Source organism: Nocardia cyriacigeorgica (genome assembly GCF_005863245.1).
Classification (GTDB): Bacteria; Actinomycetota; Actinomycetes; order Mycobacteriales; family Mycobacteriaceae; genus Nocardia; species Nocardia cyriacigeorgica_C.
The window spans coordinates 84,023-102,731 of the sequence record NZ_VBUT01000008.1 but is presented as its reverse complement, the minus strand read 5'-3'; the positions used below and the strand labels follow the sequence as shown (position 1 = coordinate 102,731).

Here is an 18,709-nt window from a genome sequence, read left to right as displayed (position 1 = left end):
CCGCTCGGCCGCCAGATCACTGGTCACGGCCGTGATCTCGGCGGTCCAGCCGCGACTGGGAGCTACGTCACACCCGCCGCCGTCGGTCGACCGTCAAATGCCGCGCGGACCTCGATCCGGCCGCCCCACTCACAGGAGCACGTGGACGATCCCGGCCACTGACCGCCGACGTCCGAAAACAGTGTGGCCGGGCACCGCGCCGGGGTCGGCGATCCGGCGCACTTCACCGGTCGGGCAATAGGTCGTCCAGGAGCGCCGTCCACGAGCATTCCCGGACGGCACCCGGCAGCCCACCTCACCCCAGACCGGCCCGCACCGCGACGGTGATTCCGCGCAGCGTCGCCGCCAGCGCGTGGCGAAGCTTTTCCTGCCGCGCGCGGCTGTAGAGCGCGGTATCGAATTCGACCTGCACGGTCATCCGGTCGCCGACGGTGAAAACGGTCAGCTTGGGCGCTATGTCCGGCGCCATGGCGAAGATGTCATCGCGGACGAAGCCGAGCTCGCTCGGCAGCGAATGTGCGGGCAGGCGGCCGATATTGGAGATGGTGAAGCTCGGCGGAGCCGACAGCACCGCGGCCATGACCGGATCGTCACCGACATGGCGCGCGGCCAGCAGCACCATGGCCGCTTCCCGTCGTTCGAGGGCGTCACGGACACCGGCGTCGACCCGCAGGCTCAGCTCGACGGGACTGGCGTCGTCGTCCACGATTACCGGCGTCCCGATGCCGGAGGCGAAGTTGACCAGCACGCTGTCGGCCATCGGTGGACTCACCCTGGATCGCATATCGGCCGCGTGCCCGCAGTTCAGCAGCAGCGGACCCGTGGTGTCGAACTGCTCGCGCACCGCGACCAGTGCGGCACCGGTGAAGAGACTGTTGACCGAGATGCCGTGCGCGCGGGCCGCGGCGATGAGCGCGGCGGTCTCGCCCGCGGTCGATTCGATGCGCACCATCGCGAATCGGCCACCGGGGTCGGCATTTCCGTCGTACCGCAACGCGGCCGGCGCGGAGCCGGGTACGGCGGCGGCGACCTGTGCCCGGACTTGCGCCACCCACCCTGATACGGCGGCCTCGTCCACCGTCTCGGCCAGGCGCTCGTCCAGCGCCTCGGGAATCCGCTGATCGGTCGTCGCGCCCGGGATCGGCGCGCCCGTCGCATGCGCGGTGTAGTGCCGCCACAGCTGATCCAGCAGCGCGAAAGCCGATCTGCCGTCGGCGATTCCGTGATGAATGGCCAGCACGAGCTGCGCGCGCTCGCCGTCGCGGAGAAGATGGGCGCGCAACAATCCGCTCGACCAGTCCACCGGAGTGTTCACCAGCCGGAAGTACTCGGCCTCGGCGCCGTGGGATACCTCCAGCCGGGGACGCCAGGCATCGTCGACGACGAAGTGTCTGCCGCCTGCCGCATCGACTACCCGACTGCGCAGCAGCGGATGCGCCGCGACGATCTCGTCCAACGCCTTGCGCAGGAGCCCTTCGTCCACGCGGCCGCGCACGGTGGAGCCGATGTAGAGGGGCATGCCGCTGGTGCGGACGCTGCCGACGCGGGCGCCGGGGGTGAAGTAGGCGCTCTCGAAGGGGGAGAGCGGACGTTGTTCGGTCATCGGAATCTCGTTTCCACGTGTCGGTTCTGCCTGCACCAGCGAACATACAGACGTTTCAAACGTTTGTCACAGACATTTGTTTGAATCAGACGTCACAAACACTCGTCAGCCGACTTGCTATGGTTCCGGGGTGGGAACTCGCGAGGATCTACTCGAAGCGGCCAAGACATGCCTGGCCGAACGCGGCTACGCGCGCACCACAGTGCGCGATATCGTCGCCGCCTCCGGCACCAATCTGGCCGCCATCAACTACCACTTCGGCACCCGCGACGCCCTGCTCAACCAGGCGATGATGGAGTCGAGCGGTGCGGCGGTGCACCAGATTCTCGACTCGCTGCCCGACGATCCCGACGACGGAACCGCACGGCTGGATGCCTTCCTCGACGCCCTGATCGGCTCGTTCCGCCAGAATCCTGGCCTGTGGTCGGCCAATATGGAAAGCCTTGCCCAGGCCCTGCATTCGACCGAGTTGCGGGCCGAGATCAGCGCGGCACAGGACCGGGCCCGACACGCGCTCGCACAGTTCGGGCAGGCCGACACCGATGACGCGGTCGGCGCGGTACTGCACACCCTGATCTGTGGCCTGCTCGTGCAGTGGGTGATCGATCCGGACGGCGTTCCCGCCCCCGAGCAGCTCACCGCGGGGCTGCGCGCCCTGACCGATCGGCTCGCGGCCCCGCCGCGGTAGGGCTCGCGGCCTGCGCACCGGTAGCGCTCGCGGCCTGCGCCACGATAGGTCGCAGCCTCCGGCGGTTCGGCTCGCGGCCTTCGTCCGCGCGACTACTCGCGATCGCGCCCGGCAATCGCCGTCGACAGCCCATCCGCGAGCGCTAGCAGCACGACAAAGGCCGTCTCCCCGGCGAAACAGGGAGACGGCCCTTGCGGATTCGATCTATTCGTCTTCGGCGGCGGCTTCGGCTTCCGCCGCGGCAGCCGCCTCGGCGCGCCGCCGCACCCGGCGCGCCGCCGCGACCATATTCCGCAGCGACGGCTCCAACTGCCAGTAGTGCCTGGTCTTCAACCCACCGTCCGGATTCGCCCACAACCGTTCCGGCGTGACGGCTTCGGCTGCGGCAGTGAGCAATTCGTCCAGCTCGTCGATATCGGGGATGCGCGCCGAACGGCTTTCGTACACACCGGGACCGACACCGTGGCTGAGACCCTGGCCGGAGGCGCAATCCTCCTTGAGCGCCTTGAGCACCCATTCGATGGAGCGGGTGGCCACGATCGCGGTGACGTCGGCGTCGAGCTGTTCGATCGCCTCCACCACTTCGGCGCGGCCGGAATAGCCGATGTGCGTGTGGATCTGGGTCTCCGGCTTGACGCCCGAGGTAGCCAGCCGGAACGCACCGACGGCCCAGCGCAGGTACTCCTTGCGGCCCTCCGGCCGCGGCGGCAGTAGTTCCCGGATGGCGGGCTCGTCGACCTGGATGATCGAGATACCCGCCTTCTCCAGATCCACCACCTCGTCGCGGATCGCCAGCGCCACCTGGTCGGCGGTCTCGTACAGCGGCTGGTCCTGACGCACGAACGAGCGCGCGATCATGGTGACCGGACCGGTGACCATGCCCTTGACCGGCTTGTCGGTCAGCGACTGCGCGTAGCTGATCCAGTCCACCGACATCGGCGCCGGACGGGAGACGTCGCCGTAGATGATCGGCGGCCGCACACACCGCGAACCGTAGACCTGCACCCAGCCGAAATGCGTGGTGGCGAAGCCGTCGAGCAGTTCGGCGAAGTACTGGATCATGTCGTTGCGCTCGTGCTCACCGTGCACGAGCACATCGAGGCCGATGTCTTCCTGCAACCGGATGGTCGCCTCGATCTCGGCTTCGATCCGCTTGCGGTATTCGTCGTAGGACAGCCGGCCCTCGCCCAGGTCGTAGCGGGCCTGGCGGATCTTGGCGGTCTGCGGGAAGGAGCCGAGCGTGGTCGCGGGCACCAGCGGCAGGTTCAGCTTCGCCTGCTGGGCGGCGCGGCGCTCGGCGTACGGCTCGCGCTCACGCATCTCCGGGGTGATCGCGTACACCCGCTGGCGCACGGCGTGCTTCTGCTTGAAATGCACCTCGGTCGGGCGCTTGCGCCACTTGTCCGACGGGCCCTCGGTGAGCGCCTTGGCCAGCGAAACGACCTCGCCCACCTTCTGTTTCGCGAAGGCGAGCCGGTCGGCGACATTGCCCTCGATGTCGTATTCGGCGAGCACGTCGTAGGGCACGTGCAGCAGCGTGGTTCCGGTGGAGACCACCAGGTCGGGGCAGACCTTGGCCAGCTCGTTGAGGTATTCCAGGGTGACGTAACGGTCGGCGCGCCAGACGTTCTGGCCGCTGATCACGCCCGCGTACAGGCGCTTGCGCCGGATGCCGGGGATCTTGGCCAGGTCCTCCGGACGCATCCGGTAGGAGGCCAGGTCCAGTCCGATGGCCTCGACATTGGAACGGGCCAGAATGGTCAGGGCCTCACCGAAATCGCCGTACTGGCCGGTGACCAGGATGCGCGGGCGCAGCGGGGCCTTCGTCAGCCGCTCGTAGGCCCGTTCGAAGGCGGCCAGCTCGGCCTCGGACCGCTCGCTGGTGAAGCACGGCTCGTCCAGCTGCACGCAGGTGGATCCGCGCTTGGCCAGGATCTCGAACAGCTGCTCGTACACCGGCAGCAGCTTGTCCAGCAGTGACAGGGTGTCGAAGCCGCCGGACTCACCGGGGATGTGCCCGGCCTTGGACAGCAGCAGCAGCGACAGCGGGCCGAGCACCACCGGCCGCAGCTCGATGCCGCGCGCCATGGCGCGATCCCATTCGTCCAGCAGCGCCTCGGGGTGCAGCGAGAACTCGGTGTTCTCGTCCAGCTCGGGCTGCCGGTAGTGGTAGTTGGTGCCGAAGAACCGCACCAATTCCAGCGGCGGCAGATCGGGGCGGCCCCGCGCCATCAGGAAGTAGAAGTCGAGCGGATCCATCCCCTCCTGCAGGTCCCGGAACCGGGCGGGCACCGCACCGAACAGCAGCGCGTTGTCGAGGATGTGGTCGTAGAAGGAGAAGGTGTTGCCAGGAACCTGGGTCAACCCGGTGGCGGCCAGCTCATCGAACTGACGCTCCTGGATATCGCGGCCGACCTCGAGCAGCTCGTCACGGGTGATGCCGCCGTGCCAGTACGCCTCGAGCGCGCGCTTGAGTTCCCGGTGCGGCCCGATCCGCGGATATCCGAGGACGCTCGACCCGAAACCATCGGTGACGTTGACCATGAGCGGGAACTCCCTTTCGATCACCTGATCGGCTTCCACCTGCCGAGATGGATGCCGAAGAACGCTGCGCTCGGCGTCGCCCGGTCCAACGGGCAGCCATCATGCAGCTTATGCCCGGCAGCACCGGCACCTGCCGGATACCCGGCGAAGTAGATCTCTGGATCAACATGCTCGCCGCCGCGAGCTCGGTCAGACGCCCCGGCGAGCCCCACACGAGACAACTGATCTCGCGAGGGCCGGGTAACTCGCCGGGTACGCCCAGAATCGCTTATGCACCCACCGGCCGGCACGGGTGCCGAACTGTTAACGGCACTCAGCCGCCCGCAAAACGCGGAGCGGCGGACCAGCGGACCGGCACCGCCGGCAGGGATACCCGCCGTCGATTGCCGTCCGCCACCCGAAAAATCCAGGAAGGCGGAATCAGCTCTCCGCCGCCGGCACAATCCCGGAGGGCGCGCGCCGATTTTGCCCTCTTACTTGCTGTTGTACTGGTAGAAGCCGGCGCCGGTCTTCTTGCCCAGCAGCCCGGCCTCCACCATGCGCATGAGCAGCGGCGGCGCCGAGTACAGCGGCTCCTTGAATTCGGCGTACATCGAGTCGGCGATGGACTTGACGGTGTCGAGGCCGACGAGGTCGGTCAGCGCCAGCGGGCCCATCGGGTGGGCGCAGCCGAGCACCATGGCCTTGTCGACGTCTTCCTTGGTGGCGAAGCCGGATTCGACCATGCGGATGGCCGAGAGCAGGTACGGCACCAGCAGCGCGTTGACCACGAAACCGGAGCGGTCGGCCGAACGCACGACCTGCTTGCCCAGCACCTCACCGGCGAAGGCCTCGGCGCGCGCGGACACCGACTCGCTGGTCTTGAGCGTGGTGACCAGCTCGACCAGGGGAAGCACCGGCACCGGGTTGAAGAAGTGCATGCCGACGACCCGCTCGGGGTTGTTGGTGGCGACCGCGATCTTCATGATCGGGATGGAGGAGGTGTTGGAGGCCAGCACGGCGGCCGGGTCGGTGACGACCTTGTCCAGCTCGGAGAAGATGGCGGTCTTGACCTTCTCGTCCTCGAGCACGGCCTCGACGACCAGCTGGCGATCGGCGAAATCGCCCAGGTCGGAGGTGAAACGCAGCCGCCAGGCGGCCTGCTCGCGTTCGCGCTCGGTGATCTTGCCGCTGCTCACACCGCGATCCAGCGAGCGCAGGATGCGCGCGCGACCGGCGGCGGCCAGCTCCCGGGTCTGCTCGTAGACCAGCACGTCGACGTGCGCGCGCGCACACACCTCCGCGATTCCGGCACCCATCTGTCCGGCGCCGATGACACCGACACGTTGAATCTTTTCGCTGCTCACGTCCAGCTCCTGGGGTAGGTCTTGGCTGTCGGGGTTGTCGGCGCCCGGTGGTGACCGGCACCTTCGGTTGATCAAGTTATAGGGATGCCCTCCCGCCCGGGGCTGTTCGGGCGGGAGGGCGGTACACCCCTACCGGGGTAGAGGACTCGCTATGGAGTTGGCCTCATGGCGCCACCCGGGGGTGGCGCCATCAGAGACCGATCAGTGGAACTGACCCTCTTCGGTGGAGCCCTTCAGGGCGGCCGTCGAGGTGTTGGGGTCGACGGTGGTGGCGATGCTGTCGAAGTAGCCGGCACCGACCTCACGCTGGTGCTTGATGGCGGTGAAGCCACGCTCGGCGGCAGCCTTGAACTCGCGCTCCTGCAGGTCGACGAAGGCGGTCATGCCCTCGCGAGCGTAGCCGTGGGCCAGGTCGAACATGCCGTAGTTGAGCGAGTGGAAGCCGGCCAGGGTGATGAACTGGAACTTGAAGCCCATCGCGCCCAGCTCCTTCTGGAACTTCGCGATGGTCGCGTCGTCCAGGTGCGCCTTCCAGTTGAAGGACGGGGAGCAGTTGTAGGCCAGCAGCTGGTCCGGGAACTCCGCCTTGACGGCCTCGGCGAACTGCTTGGCGACCTCGAGGTCCGGCACACCGGTCTCCATCCAGATGAGGTCGGAGTACGGGGCGTAGGCCTTGGCACGCGCGATGCAGGGCTCGATGCCGTTCTTCACACCGAAGAAGCCTTCGGAGGTGCGGGTGCCGTCCAGGAACGGGCGGTCGCGCTCGTCGACGTCGGAGGTGATCAGGGTGGCCGCCTCGGCGTCGGTGCGGGCGATGATCACGGTGGGCACGCCGGCGACGTCGGCGGCCAGGCGGGCCGAGGTCAGGGTGCGGATGTGCTGCTGGGTCGGGATCAGCACCTTGCCACCGAGGTGGCCGCACTTCTTCTCCGAGGCGAGCTGGTCTTCCCAGTGCGAACCGGCGACACCGGCCGCGATCATGGCCTTCTGCAGCTCGTAGACGTTGAGCGCGCCACCGAAGCCGGCCTCACCGTCGGCGACGATCGGGGCGAGCCAGTTCTCGACCGAGGTGTCGCCCTCGACCTTGGCGATCTCGTCGGCGCGCAGCAGCGCGTTGTTGATGCGGCGCACGACCTGCGGCACCGAGTTGGCCGGGTACAGCGACTGGTCCGGGTAGGTGTGGCCGGACAGGTTCGCGTCACCGGCGACCTGCCAACCGGACAGGTAGATGGCCTTCAGGCCGGCGCGGACCTGCTGCACGGCCTGGTTACCGGTGAGGGCGCCGAGCGAGTTGATGTAGTCCTCGTTGTTGACGAGATCCCAGAGGATCTCCGAGCCGCGGCGAGCGAGCGTGTGCTCCTCGACGACGGTGCCCTGCAGCTTGACGACCTGCTCGGCCGTGTAGTTGCGGGTGATGCCCTTCCAGCGGGGGTTGGTGTCCCAATCCTGCTGGATTTCGGCAGCGGTCTTCGGGGTGCCGACAGTCGACATCTGTGACTCCACTTCCTCGTTCGGTCGGTGCCGCGCCGTTCGTGCTCCGCTGACGGAGGTTTCGCTCGAACTGCTGGAGCGGCAATTTGCAGGCTTGCTAGGCCCAAGGGGTGTACTTCCACACGATGGCACATCCAGAAATAGCCGTCTACCTGTTGGTACTGTGAATCTCAGCTAGGTTTCACCGACGGTTTGCTAACTCTGCGAAATTTGCGGGCGAATTGCAAGCGTGAAATCTACTCATGGGTAGCGCTGACATGCGGTTTTAGCGTAACGCTCGTACTGTTTGGGTTCGGAGGGTGGTGGGGCACCTCGCGCGGCGGACGCGCCGGGTTGTGAGCACACTCACAGAGCTCTCGGTCGCGTCATTGTGCGACCCGTCACGCGAGGACACGCGAAGCCGCCCGGACCCGAGACCGGCAACCCTCGTCTCACTCGCCGGAATCATCCGGCCGCATCCGCCGCGCGGTGACACGGCGCGCCGAACCACACCCGAACCGGAACCTGCGACGACGACCGACGGGAGATCGACCACGCCAAGCGACCGGCCTCCGCCGGCTACTACCTGCGCCGATGACCGACGGAGGTCGGCGACGCCAAAGAGTGGGCCAGCGTATCCACTACCTGCGACGACGGCAGTCGGGCAGGATCGCGGGCGACCGATCGGGCAGACTCGACAGCAGCCGTTTCCCGGACGAGCGTCCAGCTACACCGACGGCTCGAGCGAAGAGTCGCAGTGCGCCCATCACATCGCACTGCGCCGGACAGGAGCACCATGCGGATCACCAGGATCACCGCCGCCATCGTCACCGGCTGCGCCGCAGCGGCACTGTTGCTGCCCAGCGCGCAGGCGGCCCCGGCACGGACTCAGACGACCGGCGTGGTCGATTCGGTCCAGCCGCTCGCGCCGGCGGCGACCCTGCCCGGTTCGGTGAACTCGGTCCGCATCACCTACTCGTCCACCGGCGCGGGCGATGTCCCCACGCAGACCAGCGCCGCGGTCTACTTCCCGCCGGGACCCGCGCCCGAGGGCGGCTGGCCGGTGATCGCGTGGGCGCACGGCACCGTCGGCCTCGGCGACGACTGCGCCTACAGCATCGCCGGTCCCGGTGCGGTGCAGCGGGACTGGGCCTACCTGGGCACCTGGCTGGATCAGGGCTATGCCATCGTCGCCGCCGACTACGCCGGTCTCGGCGGGCCCGGCGAGCATCCGTACCTGAACGGCGTGGTCGAGGCCCACAATGTGGTCGACGCGGTGAAGGCGGCGACCCGCCGATTCGACACCCTGTCGAACAAGTGGGTGGTAGTCGGGCAGTCCCAGGGCGGCGGCGCGGCGGTGTTCACCGCGCGGTATGCCACCGAGTTCGGCGGCCCGGAACTGGATTACCGCGGCGCGGTCGGCACCGGCGTGCCCGCCTATATCGAGGACATCCTGCTGCCGCTCGGCCCCGGAATGCCGCCGATCGAACTGAGTTCGCACAGCACCGCGTACGTGCTCTACATCCTCAACGGGCTGCGCACGACCTACCCCGAACTCGACATCGACTCCTATCTGACCGACGCCGGTCGCGCCTGGCTCGCGCGCGCCCGGCAGGCCTGCATCGTCGCCTTCGGTGACGAGCTGAGCGCGAACAATGTCGTCGTCGGCGACCTGTTCGCCCGCCCGCTCGGCCAGATCCCGAACCTGCACGGCCTGCTGCGCGGCTACATGGGCCTGCCCGAATCCGGCTACGACAAGCCGCTGTTCCTCGGCCAGGGCCTGCGCGATACCGACGTCATCACCCCGCAGACGCTGCGCTTCGCCGCCACCCTCGCCGCCGCGGGCGAGCCGGTCACCCTGCACACCTATCCGACCGGCCACGACGGCGCCGTCAACGATTCGCTGCCCGACTCACTGCCGTTCGTACGCGACCTTTTCGCCTGACGCGGCGCTAACCCGGTTTCCGCCGCACTGTGGCGCACGCCACTTCCCGCCAGTGGTCGCAGTGTGGCGAATACCACTCTCATCCAATCAATCATTCGGGCTTGAATTCACCGGCCGCACCGTAGCGCTTTCCATGGTGCGAAAGCGCTGTGACCAGGCCGCTAACCCGTTGATATGTCTCGCATTTCACAGCCGGCGCGGCATTTCTTGGTGACCGGCCACAAGCCTTGGCGTGACGTTAACGCGAGCGCTACCCAAGATTGCGGCACGCACACCTATTTGTACTCCGGGGACGATATGGTGTGCGTCACGTGCGCCGGATTCGGCGACGGGCGTCGTCCGGTGAACGCCCGCGCGACCGCCGCATGGGTGGATCGGAGTTGTGTGATGCGGGACATCGTCGACGACCTGTTGCGGGTGTGGCACTCGGGCCGGACCGGCGGACTGGCGACCATTGTGCGCACCAATGGTGCGACCGATCTACCCGTGGGGGCGGCCATGCTGGTCGACCCCGACGGCGGTGTCTTCGGCTCGATCACCGCGGGCGGTATCGAAGAGGCCGCCTATGAGGCCACCGCGACCTCGGCCCGCACCGGGCAGCGCGGCATGCACCGGCTCACCGTGACCAATTCACTCGATCCCGGCCGCGACGACGGCGTGATCGACGTATTCACCGAGCCGTTCTCGCGCGACCACTTCCCGGAGTTCCCGACGGTCGCCGCCGAAATCGCCGCGCACCGCCGGGTCACCGTTTTCACCGTGGTGTGGAATCCGGAGCCGGAGGTGATCGGCCAGCATCTGATCACCGACAAACGGCACAACACCGAACTGGTCTCGCTGCCGCAGTCCGATATCTTCGTCTCCTCGTTCGCCCCGCCGCCGCGGCTGATCATCTTCGGCGCCAATTCCTTCGCCGCGGCTTTGTCGACGCAGGGGCAACTGCTCGGTTATCGAATCACCATCTGCGATACCCGGCCCAATTTCGCTACCCCGGAATCTTTTCCGGGCGCCGAGGTGGTGGTGGACTGGCCGCACCGATACCTCAATACGCTCTCGGCCGCCGGTGAGATCGACGCCGATACCGGCATCATCGTGGTCGCCCAGGATCCGAAATTCGAGATCCCGTTGCTCACCGTCGCGCTGCGGCTGCCCGAGGTCGGCTATCTGGCCGCACTCGGTTCGCCCTCGGTGCATGCCCGCCGCATGGACGATCTGCGCGCGGGCGGTTTCGACGACGCCCTGCTGTCGCGCCTGCACTCCCCCGCCGGGCTGAGCATCGGTGCCCGCACCCCGGCCGAAACCGCTGTCGCCATCGCCGCCGAACTGCTGGCCGCCCGCACCGGACGCGCGGCCGGGCGCAGCGGTGAACGCAGGCAATCGGTCGGCACACTGGCCCAGCGCGCGATCTGAGTTCGCGCGAGTTCGATTCACGCCGACCGTAACCACGTCCGCTTGGATGAGATGACGGCCGCGCCCGGTTACACCCAGGGTGAATCCGTTCCTCGCCCTGCTCGACGCCAAACTGCACATCGCCGGCTCGGAGATCCTATGGCGGGAAATCGTCGGGAATGGCTTCGGCATGGCCTCGGCACTGGGTGGCATGCGACGGCGGGTGTGGGCGTGGCCGATCGGCATCGCGGGCAATGCGCTGCTGTTCACGGTGTTCGTCGGCGGGGTGTTCAATACCCCGCAGCAGTTGAACATGGCCGGTCAGGCGGGCAGGCAGTTGATGTTCGTCGCGGTCAGCGCCTACGGCTGGTGGAGCTGGTATCGCTACGCGCGCACCGAGACCGGGCTCGAACATCGCGGGGTGGATCCGCGCTGGGCGAGCGCGCGGGAACGGTGGCTACTGGTCGTTGCCATGGCGGTCGGCACGGTTGGTTTCGCGCAGGTCTTCGCTTGGATCGGCTCCTACGGTCCGTGGGCGGAGGCGTGGATCTTCACCGGCTCGGTGCTGGCCACCTACGGGATGGCGCGCGGGTGGGCGGAGTTCTGGTTGATCTGGATCGCCGTCGACATCGTCGGCATTCCGTTGCTCCTGCGCGCCGGGTACTACCCGTCGGCGGTGCTGTATCTGGTGTACGCGGGATTCGTGGCGTGGGGCTTCACGGTCTGGGTGCGCGCCCTGCGCCGCGCGGCATCGGACCGGGCCGATGAGCAACCGCCGTCGCCCGCGCTCACGACGTAAGGCGGTTCGATTCGGCCGTATTCCGTCGGCGGACATTACCCGCGCTCCCGGCCGCGCCCACGCACTGCCGCCAGATTTCAGGCGATCGCACAAATGTCGGCCGCCGCACTTCGGGACGGCTGATAAACCCGCACCGATCGCACCCCAGCGGTTGCGCGCACCGCGCAGGCGTGGACAGTTGAGGTCGTGATCCTCACCGTGACAATGAATCCCGCCTACGACATGACCTATCGAGTCGAAGAACTCGAACGGGGTCGGGCGCATCGGGTGCGATCGGTCGAGCAGCGCATAGGGGGCAAGGGAATCAATGTCACCAGGGTGCTCAACCAGCTCGGCAAATACGCCCGCGCCACCGGTTTCGCCGACCACGCCTTCGCCGCCGCGGCCGAACTGGAACTGCCGGTCGATTTCGTGCACGCGCTGCCCTGGGTGCGCAGAACCGTGGTGATCAGCGAATCCGGTTCCGGCACCGCCACCGCACTATGGGAGCCGGGTGCGAGGATCACCAATCCGCATGCGGCCGAACAACTCGCGGTGCGGGTGGCCGGCCTGCTGCCCGATATCTCCGGACTGGTCATCGCGGGCTCACTACCCGGCGGCATCGATCCGGAACTGCCCGCCCAGATCGCGCGCAGCGCACTCGAGCACGGGGTGCCGACCATTTGCGATCTGGACGGTGAGGCGATGCGACTGGCCGCGCGGATACCCGGGGTGGTGCTCACCCCCAATCGCGGTGAACTACGACGGCTCACCGATTCCGATCCGCAGACACCCGCCGAGGTCGTCGAATCGGTGCGTCCGCTCATCGCGGACGGCGTGCGCGCGGTGCTGGCCAAACGCGGCGCCGAGGGCATGGTCGCGGTGACCGCCGATGGCGCGTGGACGGCCGCGCTGCCCGAACCGCTCGCGGGCAATCCGACCGGTGCGGGCGATTCGGCGACCGCGGCCGTCATCGCGGCACTGTCGAGCCGGACGGTTCCGGATTGGCCGGCGATCCTCACCGACGCCGTCGCCACCTCGGCCGCGGCCGTCGTCATCCCGGTCGCTGGCGAAATCGATCGACGCCTGCGCAGCCACCTCGCACCCACCGTGCGGGTCGAGGAGATCACCGCCGATCCGGACGGCCGCGCGATCGCCGAAGCCGTGCAGGCCTGACCTGCTACTTGAGCACGTACGGGGAAACCGAGCTGCGGTGCTCGCTGATGTCGAGCACCTTGCCCAGTGGGGGGAAGGCGCGCTGCGGGCAGTTGGCCCGCTCGCAGACCCGACAGCCTGCGCCGATCGGGGTGGCCTTGGCTTCACCGAGATCGATCCCGTCGGCGTAGACCACCCGTCCGGCATGGCGTAGCTCGCAGCCGAGCCCGATGGCGAAGGTCTTGCTCGGCTGGCCGTAGGCCGTGGCACGGCGCTCGACGGTGCGCGCCACCCACAGGTACTTGCGGCCGTCGGGCATCTGCGCGATCTGGGTCATGATCTTGCCCGGATAGGCGAAGGTCTCGTACACATTCCAGAGCGGGCAGGTGCCGCCGCTGGAGGAGAAGTGAAAACCGGTGGCGGACTGGCGTTTCGACATATTGCCCGCACGATCCACCCGGACGAACGAGAACGGCACACCGCGCAGTTCCGGCCGTTGCAGGGTGGACAACCGGTGGCAGATCGTCTCGTAGCTCTGGGTGAAGAACGCCGAGAGCCGTTCGATGTCGTAGCGGAAATCCTCGGCGACCTCGTGGAAATGCGTATACGGAAGTACCGTCGCCGCGGCGAAATAGTTCGCCAGGCCGAGCATGGCCAGCTTCCTGGCGTCCTCGGAAGCGAAACTGCCTTCGTCGACCAGCCTTTCCAGCAGCGGCCCGCATTCGAAATAGGCGAGCTCGGCGGCGAGTTTGAAGGTGCGCTGGCCGCCGGACAGATGCGGCGCGATCTCGAGCCGCAGGCTTTCCGGGTCGTATCGGTGCAGCACGCCCTCGCCCAGGTCGATGCGTTCGATGATGCGCACGCCGTGCGCACGCAGCATGCGCGCGATCTCGCTGTTCACGTCGCCGCCGTGGAAACGGATGCGAGTGGCGAGTTCCTCTGCGGCGGTGTCCAATTCGTGGATGTAGTTCTGCCGCTGATAGAAGTAGTCGCGCACTTCCTCGTGCGGTTTGCTGATGGTGGCGCTGCCGGAGCCGTCGGCGAAACGGTCTTCGGTGGCGGCCGCCAGCTGCGCGCTGGTATTGCGGTAGCGGCGGTGCATATTCACCAGCGCGCGCGCCATACTCGGATGCGCGGAGACGATTTCGGCGATCTCCTTGGCGTCGGCCTCGATACCGAGTTCGGCGTCCATCACCACTTCTTGCAGTTCGGCGATGAGCCGGGTGTCGTCCTGCGACGAGAAAAAAGTGGCATCGACGCCGAACACCTCGTTGATCCGCAACAGCACCGGGACGGTGAGCGGACGCACGTCGTGTTCGATCTGATTCAGATAGCTCGCCGAGATCTCCAGTTGTTGAGCGAGCGAGACCTGGCTGAGCCCGCGTTCGGTCCGCAGCTGACGAAGCCGCGCCCCGACGTAAGTCTTGGCCATGCGTCCAGCTTATGGCCGATTTCGCAAACCTGCCAATAGCAGAATTAGCAGCAGGTTCGAGCGATATGTCACAGCGTCGGGTTACCGTCGTCTGGTGCTGTTCACCGATGTCGTGCGAGCGTCGGAGACCGTCCGCGCCACCCGCTCGCGGAAAACGAAGATCGCCGCCCTCGCGGAGCTGCTGGGCGCGGCGCAGGCCGACGAGCTCGCCGCCGTCGTCGCATGGGTGTCGGGGGAACTGCGGCAGGGCCGCATCGGCACCGGCTGGCGCACCCTCACCGGCCTCGGCGAGACCGCCGCCGACACACCAACCCTCACCGCGGCCCGGGTGGACGAGCTGCTCGGCGAACTGGCCGCCACCTCCGGCCCCGGCTCGGCGAATCGGCGCAAACAACTGCTGGGCGAGCTGTGGCGCGCCGCGACCGCCGATGAACAGGCCTTCCTGCTGCGGCTGCTGACCGGTGAGCTGCGGCAGGGCGCGCTCACCGCCGTGGTCACCGAGGCCGTGGCCCGCGCCGCCGACGTCCCGCTCGAGCTGGTGCGCCGGGCCTACATGCTGTCGGGAAAACTGCCGGTCACCGCCATCGCCGCACTGACCGGCGGCGAAGCGGCGCTGCGCGAATTCCGGCTGGAAGTCGGCCGCCCGATCCAGCCCATGCTCGCCTCCCCCGGCGCCGCGCTCGACGATGCCCTCGCCGAATTCGACGGCGACGTCAGCGTGGAACACAAACTCGACGGCGCCCGCATCCAGGTGCACCGCGACGGCGACCGGGTGTGGGTCTTCACCCGCACCCTGCGCGACATCACCGCCAACGTCCCCGAGCTTGTCGAGCTGGTCGCGGGCCTGAACTGCACCAGCGTCGTCCTGGACGGCGAAACCCTCGCCCTCACCGACACCGGGCGGCCGCGGCCTTTCCAGGAGACGATGGCGCGGTTCGCATCCGCTGATCCGGGGCAGGGCGTTGCCGCCGCGCCGCCGGCCGGTGCATCCGGCACCTCCGCCGGCTCCATCAGCCAGCGTGAGTCCGCCGCGTCCAGCAGCCCGGATGAATCCGCCGGCTCGGGCCATTCGGTCGGCGCGGGCCACTCGGCTGGCGCGGGCCACTCGGCCAGCTCAGGCGGCTCGGGCGGCTCCAGCGCATCGAGCAGCTCGCGCGGTTCCAGCGTCGCCGGCAGCACAGGCAGTTTCGACGACTCGGCCGGCTCCAGTCGCTCAGGCGGCTCGGGCAGCTCACCCGGCTCGGGCGGCTCGGAGCCGACTGTCCCGACGGAGCTGCGGCCGATGCCGACCTCCACGCGCGAGCTGCTGCTGCATCCCTACTTCTTCGATTGCCTGCATCTCGACGGCCGCGATCTGCTGGACGAGCCGCTGCTGGAGCGGCGGGCGGCGCTCACCAAAGTGGCCGGAGAGCACAGCATTCCGGCGCTGATCCGGCCCAACGCGGAGACGGCGGCCGAGTACTTCGACGGCGCACTGGCCTCGGGGCACGAAGGCGTGATGATCAAATCGCTGGAGGCACCCTACGCGGCGGGACGGCGTGGGCGATCCTGGCTGAAGATCAAGCCGACGCACACCCTTGACCTGCTGGTACTCGGCGCGGAATGGGGTTATGGCCGGCGCACCGGTTATCTGTCCAACCTGCATCTCGGCGCCCGTGACCCGGAATCCGGCGAGCCGGTGATGGTCGGCAAGACCTTCAAGGGCCTCACCGACGCCCTATTGCATTGGCAGACCGCCGAATTCCCCCGCCACGAACGCACCCGCGACCAGCACACCGTCTACCTCTGGCCGGAGCTCGTCGTGGAGATCGCGCTCGACGGCGTGCAGACGAGTACTCGCTATCCGGGCGGCGTGGCCCTCCGCTTCGCCCGGGTCGTGCGCTACCGGCCGGACAAGACGCCGGAACAGGCCGACACCATCGACACCGTTCGCGCACTCCTGCCGTAAGGGCCCGCGGGGCGAGATGCCGCGGGTATGGACGCTGTGATCGGCCGGTACACCCGGCGCCCGGGCGTCAGCACTGGACGTGCGTCAGCTGATCGCCCTGGTTGCGAGGAGCTCGCTCACGGCTCGGGCCAGGTCGGCGGATCGAGCCGGGATTGGATGCGGGCCACGTCGGTTTCCGACGGCATCTCATTGGTGATCTTGGTGATCAGCACCTGGAGATCGATGCGGTCCGGGTTCTCCCCGGAGCGCAGCAGTTCGGTGGCGATCTGGCGTACCTCGTCATCGGAGAGGCGGCGGCGCAGCAGGGCCAGCAGCGGAATGTAGTCCGACTCCGGGACACCCTCGGGATAGCCGGCGCGCAACCAGTCGATGATGGCGTTCAGGAACGGCGGCATGACGGCATCAATCGGGCTCGGTGAGCGGCTCGGCCAGCGGCCAGCCACCGGCCGCCAGATGCGAGGCCACCCGCGAGATATCGTCCGGGGCGGGCTGTTCCATGGCGATGCGCGCGATGGCTTCTTCGATATCGGCGAGGGTGATCTCGCGTTCCGGGTTCTCCCGCGCCAGCTCCTCCGCGACGGCGGCCACCTCGTAGTCGGTGAGGTGGCGGTGCAGCACGGCGAACAGCGCGACGTAATCCGAGCGCGGCACACCCTGCGGGTAGCCGGCGCGCAGCCAGCCGATGATCCGGCCGAGCAGTTTCGGCCGCACCGGGTCGGACTGGATGGGGTTGGTCGAATCGGTCAACTGCACGCCCTTCAGGACTCGCCGAACAGATGGATGCCGAACCGGGCGGCGAGGAACGCCTTCGCCGTATAGAGCACACCGGCCACCACCGCGGCAATCACCAATCCCAGACATACCAGAGCCCCGGCCAGTGCCGGGTAGTTGCGCTGGACCACGCTGCCGTCGGCGCGGGTTTCGGACGCCGACCACAACCGCACCCCGAGCGCGAAGATCATCGGCAGGCCGGCGCCGAACACCAGTCCGGCCGCGACGACCTTCCACAGCGAGCTCAGATTCGTGACGAGAGTGTGCACTGCTTCTCCTAGACCTGGGCCGAACGGTTGTGCCCGGTGTCGGGGCCGGGCGCGCGGCCGTGCCGCACATCCTCGACGATGCCGGTGTCCGCCGATCCGGTGCCGCCGCCGCTGCTCGCGGGGCCGTCACCGGGCCATTCGTTGACGTTGGTGGTGTCGACCGGGTTGCGCCGCGACCGCAGGTAGATCAGGCCGGCCAGGCCGATCAGCAGGGCGAAGACCACGAGCACGCCGGGCAGGCCGCCGATGAAGTGCGCGATGGCCCAGCAGATGGCGCCCATGATTCCGGCGGCGGGCAGCGTCAGCAGCCAGGCGACCACCATGCGGCCCATCACGCTCCAGCGCACTTCGGCGCCTTTGCCGAGTCCGGTGCCGAGGATGGATCCGGTGGCGGTCTGGGTGGTGGACAGCGGCAGCCCGAAGTGCGCCGAGGTCAGGATGATCGCCGCCGAGGACGATTCGGCCGCAAGTCCCTGCGGTGAGTCGATTTCCACCAGGCCTTTGCCCAGGGTGCGGATGATGCGCCAGCCGCCGAGGTAGGTGCCGGCCGCGATCGCGACGGCACAGGCCGCCATCACCCACAGCGGCATCTCGTCGTCTTTGGTGAGGCTGCCGTGCGCGACCAGCGCGAGGAAGATGACGCCCATCGTTTTCTGCGCGTCGTTGGTGCCGTGGGCCAGCGAGACCAGTGACGCCGATCCGACCTGACCCCAGCGGAACCCCTCGTTGACCTTGCCTTCGTCGGCGCCGTGGGTGATCCGGTACACCAGCCAGGTGCCTGCCGCCGAGACCATCGCCGCGATGATCGGCGCCAGCACCGCCGGGATGACGATTTTGGCGAGCACGCCATTGGATCCGTCGGCCCAGATGACGCCGCTCCAGCCGAGCGCGGCCAGGGTGGCGCCGATGAGACCGCCGAACAGGGCGTGCGAGGAGCTCGACGGCAGGCCGAACAGCCAGGTGAGCAGGTTCCACAGGATGCCGCCGACCAGCCCGGCGAACACGATGATCAGCAGTTCGTGCCCGGACACCGCATCGAGTTGCACGATGCCTTTGGCCACTGTCGCCGCGACCGCTACCGACAGGAACGCACCGATCAGGTTCAGCACCGCCGACAACGCGACCGCGATCCGCGGCCGCAACGCACCGGTCGCGATGGAGGTGGCCATCGCGTTGGCGGTGTCGTGGAAGCCGTTGGTGAAATCGAATACGAGTGCCGTGACGATGACGATGAGCAGAACCAGCAATTCAACGGTCACGCCGTCCAGTGTGCGGTATCCGTTTTGACGATTTTCATACGGATGCCAAATCGCGTCCGTGTCGTGTTCATCTAAGATTCCGTCACTTCGGGTAGGGGCGCGCGACCGGCCG

General features: G+C 67.9%; 15 protein-coding genes. 6 read left to right on the top strand and 9 right to left on the bottom strand.

What is annotated here, in order from left to right:
• Positions 1-295 precede the first annotated feature (295 nt).
• The gene (locus tag FEK34_RS20770) at positions 296-1,603 is read right to left on the bottom strand and encodes a phthiocerol/phthiodiolone dimycocerosyl transferase family protein (protein ID WP_138450120.1); all 1,308 of its coding nucleotides are present in this window, start codon (positions 1,601-1,603) and stop codon (positions 296-298) included.
• Between the two features lie 130 nt (positions 1,604-1,733).
• Here FEK34_RS20770 and FEK34_RS20765 point away from each other — a divergent pair, with 130 nt between their 5' ends.
• Positions 1,734-2,291 carry a TetR/AcrR family transcriptional regulator gene (locus FEK34_RS20765; protein WP_138450118.1) on the top strand — a complete coding sequence of 186 codons (558 nt, stop codon included), beginning with the start codon at positions 1,734-1,736 and terminating at the stop codon, positions 2,289-2,291.
• A 204-nt stretch (positions 2,292-2,495) separates the two neighbouring features.
• Here FEK34_RS20765 and metE read toward each other — a convergent pair whose 3' ends face one another.
• From metE to aceA, 3 genes are all read right to left on the bottom strand, one after another.
• On the bottom strand, positions 2,496-4,835 hold the full coding sequence (metE, locus tag FEK34_RS20760; protein WP_138450530.1) for a 5-methyltetrahydropteroyltriglutamate--homocysteine S-methyltransferase: 2,340 nt from the start codon (positions 4,833-4,835) through the stop codon (positions 2,496-2,498).
• Between the two features lie 473 nt (positions 4,836-5,308).
• The gene (locus FEK34_RS20755) at positions 5,309-6,181 is read right to left on the bottom strand and encodes a 3-hydroxybutyryl-CoA dehydrogenase (protein WP_130918048.1); all 873 of its coding nucleotides are present in this window, start codon (positions 6,179-6,181) and stop codon (positions 5,309-5,311) included.
• A gap of 201 nt (positions 6,182-6,382) precedes the next feature.
• Positions 6,383-7,672, bottom strand: a complete 1,290-nt coding sequence (gene aceA / locus FEK34_RS20750; RefSeq protein WP_138450115.1) for an isocitrate lyase — start codon at positions 7,670-7,672, stop codon at positions 6,383-6,385.
• Between the two features lie 775 nt (positions 7,673-8,447).
• Between aceA and FEK34_RS20745 the strand changes: the two genes are divergently transcribed.
• The 4 genes from FEK34_RS20745 (at position 8,448) to FEK34_RS20730 (ending at position 12,939) form a co-directional block, all read left to right on the top strand.
• Positions 8,448-9,596, top strand: coding sequence for an alpha/beta hydrolase family protein (locus FEK34_RS20745; RefSeq protein ID WP_138450113.1), 1,149 nt, complete (start codon positions 8,448-8,450; stop codon positions 9,594-9,596).
• Positions 9,597-9,983: 387 nt separating this feature from the next.
• Positions 9,984-11,006, top strand: coding sequence for an XdhC family protein (locus FEK34_RS20740; protein ID WP_138450111.1), 1,023 nt, complete (start codon positions 9,984-9,986; stop codon positions 11,004-11,006).
• 79 nt (positions 11,007-11,085) lie between these two features.
• Entirely contained in the window at positions 11,086-11,784 is a 699-nt protein-coding gene (gene pnuC, locus FEK34_RS20735) for a nicotinamide riboside transporter PnuC (protein ID WP_138450109.1), read from the top strand.
• Positions 11,785-11,970: 186 nt separating this feature from the next.
• Positions 11,971-12,939, top strand: coding sequence for a hexose kinase (locus tag FEK34_RS20730; protein WP_138450107.1), 969 nt, complete (start codon positions 11,971-11,973; stop codon positions 12,937-12,939).
• 4 nt (positions 12,940-12,943) lie between these two features.
• Here the strand turns inward: FEK34_RS20730 and ramB are convergent, their stop codons facing one another.
• Positions 12,944-14,350 carry an acetate metabolism transcriptional regulator RamB gene (gene ramB / locus FEK34_RS20725; RefSeq protein ID WP_138450105.1) on the bottom strand — a complete coding sequence of 469 codons (1,407 nt, stop codon included), beginning with the start codon at positions 14,348-14,350 and terminating at the stop codon, positions 12,944-12,946.
• 94 nt (positions 14,351-14,444) lie between these two features.
• Between ramB and FEK34_RS30915 the strand changes: the two genes are divergently transcribed.
• Complete coding sequence (locus tag FEK34_RS30915; protein ID WP_249359450.1) at positions 14,445-16,298, top strand: ATP-dependent DNA ligase; 1,854 nt, start codon at positions 14,445-14,447, stop codon at positions 16,296-16,298.
• Between the two features lie 116 nt (positions 16,299-16,414).
• On the opposite strand, the gene FEK34_RS20710 is transcribed toward FEK34_RS30915, so the two are convergent.
• The 4 genes from FEK34_RS20710 to FEK34_RS20695 are packed head-to-tail and all read right to left on the bottom strand — an operon-like array spanning position 16,415 to position 18,597.
• Positions 16,415-16,693: a DUF3349 domain-containing protein gene (locus FEK34_RS20710; protein WP_138450103.1), complete on the bottom strand. Its 279-nt coding sequence runs from the start codon at positions 16,691-16,693 to the stop codon at positions 16,415-16,417.
• A 7-nt stretch (positions 16,694-16,700) separates the two neighbouring features.
• Positions 16,701-17,045: a DUF3349 domain-containing protein gene (locus FEK34_RS20705; protein WP_138450101.1), complete on the bottom strand. Its 345-nt coding sequence runs from the start codon at positions 17,043-17,045 to the stop codon at positions 16,701-16,703.
• 11 nt (positions 17,046-17,056) lie between these two features.
• On the bottom strand, positions 17,057-17,338 hold the full coding sequence (locus FEK34_RS20700; RefSeq protein WP_138450099.1) for a hypothetical protein: 282 nt from the start codon (positions 17,336-17,338) through the stop codon (positions 17,057-17,059).
• 8 nt (positions 17,339-17,346) lie between these two features.
• Complete coding sequence (locus FEK34_RS20695) at positions 17,347-18,597, bottom strand: inorganic phosphate transporter (RefSeq protein WP_249359448.1); 1,251 nt, start codon at positions 18,595-18,597, stop codon at positions 17,347-17,349.
• Positions 18,598-18,709 lie beyond the last annotated feature (112 nt).